Genomic DNA, 6,240 nt, shown 5'->3' on the forward strand with positions numbered 1-6,240 from the left:
AGTGAGTCCTTTATATTGGATTTGGATGGATTACTGCCTCCAACCCATTATAAAGGATTTTTTTGTGGAAAAGATTAATTAGAGAGTATTCAGAATTCAACAACAAGAGATATTATTTTAACGCGACACTAGTGAAATTCGTAGATTTTGAGAAGAACTTTTTGATGTTTGTTGATGAAAAATATGCAGCAATGAAAGAAGGTTATAAAAGAAGAAATGGTGAGTTGACGTATGTTACTAAAATTCATATTGAAAAAATGGGAAACTTAGGATATGAACTGGAGAGTATGGGTCTTGCGAATCAAACAAATGGTTGGTTCCATATGCACAGGTCAGTAGCAAATGATTTTATGTTTTATCTAGCTGCTTTAATTGGCCACGAAAGAAATAGTCAGCCAATATCAGATAAAAAGTTTAATTTAGGAATGAAAAGTTCAATCGGAAGCCAAATCCAAATAAACAAAATCAATCGAGAGAGTTTGAGAAGAATCGTTATAAACAATATATTTCCTACACCTAGGAAATTGAAAAGTGTGAATGATTTATATACATTTAAACAAAAACATGAAACACAACTGAAAGAATTTCGTAGGTATATAGAAGCTGAGCTTTTAAAAATAGATTTAGCACCCGAGCAATATAAAAGTGAAATGACTAACGAGTTCTGTAGCTTTATTGAGGAAGAAAAGCGTTCTATTTCTGAAAAAATGGAAAATAAGTGGGGATTACTTAGTTATAGCGGTATTTTGCAACTTACAGCAGCAGGGACTATGATATTGGGTGCAGAGGATAATTACGTATATGCGGGAGCAACGATTACCATTGTAGATCTAATATATTCTTCAATAAGAAATTCGCGTAATAACATAGAAAAGGTTAAAAATCATCCATTAGCCTATGCCTATATTGTCGATAAGCATTACTCCGATAGAAATAGTTAATTTTAAAAATAAAATGTTTTTCTTGAACTATAATATAAAATTAGCCACTTTGATAAAATTCCGTATATATGAAGGATGAAGGGGAATGTGATCCCTCAAATATTTGTTGTTATTGGAATTGCAGCTGTGAAAAACGTTCGTTTTTCTTAAAAACAATAAAAAAATCTGGCTTTTAAAAGTATGAAGTATTGGATAAACTTAGATTATGGATTTTACAAAGGGAGGATTTAGCAATGGCGCTTGTTTTAAAAAGATTCGAAGAAACAGAAAAGGATTTCATACTTAGATTGCAAAATGACCAAACTTCGGTGATGTTCGATCCACATTTTTTAAATGAATACTTATCGAAGCATCATTCAATGCCTAAATTAGATGAGTGGGAATACCCGTTAATTTATTCTTCTTTTATACATGTTATGGAATTAGGGCTTGGAGACGAAACACTAATTCCCATGAAGAGAAATCCTCGTGATCAGAATATAAAATCTACTCCGTCCCGTAGAATAGCTCGAAGCCTTAAAAACACTGAAATTGCCGAAGATCAAAGACCACATAATAAGTCATTTTATTTATTAAATAGAGGCATTGTATTAGTAGCTCATAAGATAAAGTTTATAAATAATGTTATTTTTAATGGTGAGGATGAAGTAATTCCGAATGTTATTGAAATTACAATGGATAAAGAAAATGAAGGTAATATAGATGGAGGGCATACGTATAAAATTATTAAGGATACTGTTATGAACTTCAAAAAAAAGGAAGAATACCTTGATGCCTATGTTCGATTTGAAATTACTGTTAACTTTCACGGGGTTTCTAGACTCGCTGAAGCAAGGAATACTTCAGCCCAGGTACTATCTAGATCCATAGTGAACTTGCAAGGTGGTTTCGACATCTTAAAAGAACTAATATCCGAACTACCGTTTCATGATAGAGTAGCATATCGACAATTCGAAAAGCATGAAGAAGGTCTGAAAATGATACCCGTGGAGAATATTATCCGTTTGTTAGATTTATTCAATTTGGAAAAAACACCGATGTATTCAACGTTATCAAAATTCAGTCGGAAAGTTTCAATTCCACCGATGAAATGGGCATCTGGTGCTGAGCAAATTATAAAGTCGTATATTACAGAGATTGAGACTGCAGCTGAAGAAGAGCGTGACTCTGAATATATTAAGATGGAGAAAATAATTCCTGATATTTTTAGTGTGTATAGTTTTTTGGAAAAAAACATCCCGGAAATTTACAATAAGGTAGGATCAGGAAATTCATCTGGCGGTGGTAATTATGCTTTAATTAGTTTTTCTAAATCCGATAAAAAGGCTTTATTTGACTCTTATCGTAATATAACTACTTATTCTAATGGCAAACTTATTGATAAGAATGGCATAAGATATGAGGTGCCTGGTGGAATAATTCAGCCAATTATTGGTTCTTTGCGAATGCTAGTTACGAAAAATGATGAGGGACAATATACGTGGATTAGTGGATTTGACCCTAATAATCATAGTGAATTAGAGGAAATCGTACAACCATTGATTAGTTATATAGTTACTAAAGCCCGAGAAGAAACGCCGGATAAAGTTGCTAAAAGTAATGATCATTGGAACTATTGTTTAATGACAATGGATCAGGCAAAAGGTTTTATAACGGGAAGTAATGAAAATGAAAAATAACTTTTTTAGTGAAGTTTTGCTATCAACTATTAACAATATAAATAAAGAGAGTTTTACTAAAGATTTATTATTTGACAAAGTTAAAGAGGATTTCAATTATGAAATTGAAGATTTTCATATAAGCCCAGTATTAGAAAAGTGTATTGAAAAAGGGGCAGTTAAATTTTTAGAAAGTGGGTTATTTGTTCTAACCCATACTGGTCTTAATCTCTTAAATAGCCCTGAGTCTGCCTATGAAAACCTTTGGAATATTCCCTTTGCAGAAAATCTTGAAGATAACATTTATCTAAAAGGTAATCCGTTTGAAAAAGAACATGTTGAGTCTTTAAACCATCTCTATGAAGCCTATAGCATTTATCTAAAAGACTTAAAAAGATATGTTAAGCATCTTTTGATCAATATGAATGAATACAAATTTGAAGAGTTAGTTATTAATATTCTCATTACTTCAGGAGAAGCGCCATTTGGAGAAGTAACTAAAAAAAGCAATGATGGTGGCATAGATGGCTATCTTTATAAGACAAGATTAAAACAAGGGTCTATGCCGATTCAAGTAAAACGCTATGAGGATAATAATTTAATAGGTGTAAATGCTATAAGAGATTTTATCGGGGCGATGGATCAAAGTCATAGAGGGGGATCGTATTTTATTTCAACTTCAACATTTACTTATAAAGCAATAGAAAAGGCTGAAGAACATGGAGTCATCTTACTAAATGGAAATCAACTTGTTGATTTAATAATTGAGTTTAAAGTTGGGTTAATGCCTAAACATGATTTGGAATTCCTAATGACTCCTACCATAGCGAAATTTGATTAAAATAAATTATCTATTGCCGGAAACAAGAGTGATTGTGGTTTGGCAACACTAAATCGGACAATTTTTATAAGGTCCCTAATCGGTACTCAATCGGCGTAAGATAATCTAACGTTCCCTGGATTCGAATCCGGTTGAACCAATTCACATAGTCCTGTAATTCACGCCCTAGCTGGCTAATTGAAGAAAAGGTCATTTGCTTAATGAATTCTATTTTGACCACATTGAACATCGATTCTGCTACCGCATTGTCGTAGGGGGATCCTTTCATGCTCAGTGATCTTCCTGTGCCAAAAGCTTCTAAAGCTTCGTCAATTAGTTGATTTTTAAATTCACTTCCACGGTCTTTATGGAACATTTGGATGTAATCCAAGCTGCGTTCAATGCTAGACAGCGCCTTGTATACAAGCGTAGCTGTCTTTTTTGGGTCCAGCGTTGTAGCCGATGATTTCCCTATTATAAAGATCAACAAATAAGCAGACATAATTCCATCTTCCGGTGACTCTAACGTATGTTAAATCACTTACCACCACAGCGAGTCTTCCTGGCCGTTAAAATTTCTCGCTAGAACATTCTTTACAGGCTCCTCATTCACTTTTGATTTAAAGGGTTTATATTGAGCGACAGTGTAGTTGGATAAAAGTCCTGATTGCTTCATGATGCGTCCAATACAGCGTCTAGAAACCGTTCGGTTCATCTTCTCCAATTCTTTATTGATTTTGCGCGTTCCATAATTATTTCGACTCTGTTTGAAAACTTTCTTGATATCATTTTGAAGGTTTTCATCCTCTGGTTGTTTAACGGAAGTGTAATAGAACGTGCCTCTTGCGATTTCTAGAACTTCATACATTGCTGATACCGAGTATTTGTGATGGTTGTTTTGAATCACATCTACTTTCGTCCCATAATCAGCGCGGCTTGCTTTAAAATATCATTCTCCATTGGGAGACGTTGGTTCTCTTTCCGTAATTTGAGTAATTCATTTTCTTCATCTGTTCGCTGGTCTTTCTCTTCAAAAGATCCAGTCGCTTTGCGACGCTTCACCCAATTATTAAAAGTAGTCGATGTTAGGTCGTACTCCCGAATGATATCTGTACGTGGCTTACCGTTTTCATGAAGTTGTGCAATTTGATTTTTAAACTCCTTGGTATAGGAAGGTCTCGCTCGTTTTTCAATCATGTAGATTCTACTCATCTCTTTGGTTGTATTCTTCAAGGCCCTAATTTTCTTGTCCAAGTAAGTGTAGCCTATTAATATGACAGCATTTCTTAGTTTTTTTAATCACATTTTTAATAATCACTGGTTCGGGAGTTTTAAAAATGAACTACCCAAGTTCAAAAGTAGTACTTGCGATAGTTCGGAAATTGAACGTTATACAGACTTACTTTAATCAGACTTAGTTATACAGACTTAAATATATTATCTAAAATAATACTATCAAAAATAAATCTATTAAATAAAGAAGTTAGGTTAGGTAAAGAAAGTATTAACGATCATTTCTGTGCTATGCCCAAATTATCTTAATTAGTTATTGGAGCAATCGATTATATTTGGCTGGAACGGACATTAAATATAAAGCTGATGAAATTTATTAAGCATTAAAAAGAGAGAAAAAAGTAACAAATAAAAGTGAAACGAGCGTATTAAATGGTCGGGTGTGGACAATAGACAATGCCTAAGTATCCAATTATGCAAGCATGGATTCATGAAGAAAGCAATTTTATTTTTACTGGTTACAAGGAACGATTAGAGGATGTATTAAAAGAAATCAATATTGAAAATTATATTATTATTAGTGAAACTTCACAGAAGAGATTAGGATTTAGACTTAGAGACTTAGCTAGAAAGCACAAAGAAATCACTGGAACAATCTATTCAGTTAAATGCCTTTCAGGTTTAGTCACTTTAGGTAATATTATTAGCAGCTACGCCTCTAGCGAAGGTATATTCAAAATGTTGCAGATGGTTCGGAATTATGAACTAGAAGAATGGATAGAAAAGTATAAAACAAGATAAATCAATTTATAGGGGGTTAAAATTGAGGTTGATGTTTATTTAATACTTGCAAAAATCCTTCCTTACAGCTGGCGTGGGCATGTACAGAGGTTTAATTTTGAATTAAATAGTAAACCTAAGGGGTTAAAACTATTGGGTAAAATTGTGCAATAAGTCCATTTGCTCGCTCCCGATAGACACCGCACCCCAAAACTTTTTATGCCTAACCCCTCTAGCTATAAAAATCACTCTCAATAATAACCAGTGAAATAGTGCCACTGTACAGCTCACTATCACAGTACAGCCAGCACATAGCCGCATACATAGATAGAGCAAGGGCAACAGTGCCATCAGTACATACAGACACACAAGGCAAAAGGGTACAGCGACAAGTCGATACAACATTATACAGGATTCTGGGTGAAGTATGAATAGGCTACACTTACTTGGACAATAAAATTAGGGTCTTGTAGAATACAACCAAAGAGATGAGGCGATCTACATGACTGGAAATAAAAAAAGACGGAGCTACACGACAGAATTCAAAACTCAAATTGTTCAGCTACATGCAAATGGCAAGTCGCGTAAGGACATCATTCGCGAGTACGACCTATCATCTACATCCTTCGATAATTGGGTGAGACGGCACAATGCGACTGGATCGTTTAAAGAGAAGGACCGGCGAACAGATGAAGAAAATGAATTACTCAAATTACGGAAAGAGAATCAACGTCTCCTAATGGAGAATGATATTTTAAAGCAAGCCGCGCTGATTATGGGACGAAAGTAGATGTGATTCAAAACAACC

4 protein-coding genes and 2 pseudogenes are annotated in these 6,240 nt (G+C 34.2%); 5 read left to right on the forward strand and 1 reads right to left on the reverse strand.

Translation table 11 applies throughout. The annotated features are described in order from the left end of the window. The first annotated feature begins 164 nt into the window (after window positions 1–164). The 3 genes from CSV80_RS17085 to CSV80_RS17095 all read left to right on the forward strand — a co-directional run bounded on the left by CSV80_RS17085 (window position 165) and on the right by CSV80_RS17095 (window position 3,440). Window positions 165–941, forward strand: a complete 777-nt coding sequence (locus tag CSV80_RS17085; RefSeq protein ID WP_099671838.1) for a hypothetical protein — start codon at window positions 165–167, stop codon at window positions 939–941. A 233-nt stretch (window positions 942–1,174) separates the two neighbouring features. Then, window positions 1,175–2,620 carry an AIPR family protein gene (locus tag CSV80_RS17090; RefSeq protein WP_099671837.1) on the forward strand — a complete coding sequence of 482 codons (1,446 nt, stop codon included), beginning with the start codon at window positions 1,175–1,177 and terminating at the stop codon, window positions 2,618–2,620. Continuing rightward, a complete protein-coding gene (locus tag CSV80_RS17095) occupies window positions 2,604–3,440 on the forward strand; it encodes a restriction endonuclease (protein WP_099671836.1) in 837 nt (278 codons plus the stop codon). The genes CSV80_RS17090 and CSV80_RS17095 overlap by 17 nt, the downstream gene beginning before the upstream one ends. Before the next feature lie 64 nt (window positions 3,441–3,504). Here the strand turns inward: CSV80_RS17095 and CSV80_RS17100 are convergent. Then, window positions 3,505–4,613, reverse strand: a pseudogene (locus CSV80_RS17100) (IS3 family transposase). A gap of 495 nt (window positions 4,614–5,108) precedes the next feature. Between CSV80_RS17100 and CSV80_RS17105 the strand changes: the two are divergent. Together CSV80_RS17105 and CSV80_RS17110 are read left to right on the forward strand one after the other, a co-directional pair. Beyond that, complete coding sequence (locus tag CSV80_RS17105) at window positions 5,109–5,453, forward strand: hypothetical protein (protein WP_099671842.1); 345 nt, start codon at window positions 5,109–5,111, stop codon at window positions 5,451–5,453. A 481-nt stretch (window positions 5,454–5,934) separates the two neighbouring features. Further along, window positions 5,935–6,240: pseudogene (locus CSV80_RS17110) on the forward strand (transposase); the annotation flags it as partial.

This window comes from Sporosarcina sp. P12(2017) (assembly GCF_002743035.1).
In the GTDB taxonomy this organism is placed as follows: Bacteria; Bacillota; Bacilli; order Bacillales_A; family Planococcaceae; genus Sporosarcina; species Sporosarcina ureae.

Bases quoted from the DNA above. Each gene is read 5' to 3' on its own strand.
- CSV80_RS17085 (WP_099671838.1), top strand. From the start codon at position 165: ATGTTTGTTGATGAAAAATATGCAGCAATGAAAGAAGGTTATAAAAGA.
- CSV80_RS17095 (WP_099671836.1), top strand. From the start codon at position 2,604: ATGAAAATGAAAAATAACTTTTTTAGTGAAGTTTTGCTATCAACTATT.
- CSV80_RS17090 (WP_099671837.1), top strand. From the start codon at position 1,175: ATGGCGCTTGTTTTAAAAAGATTCGAAGAAACAGAAAAGGATTTCATA.
- CSV80_RS17105 (WP_099671842.1), top strand. From the start codon at position 5,109: ATGCCTAAGTATCCAATTATGCAAGCATGGATTCATGAAGAAAGCAAT.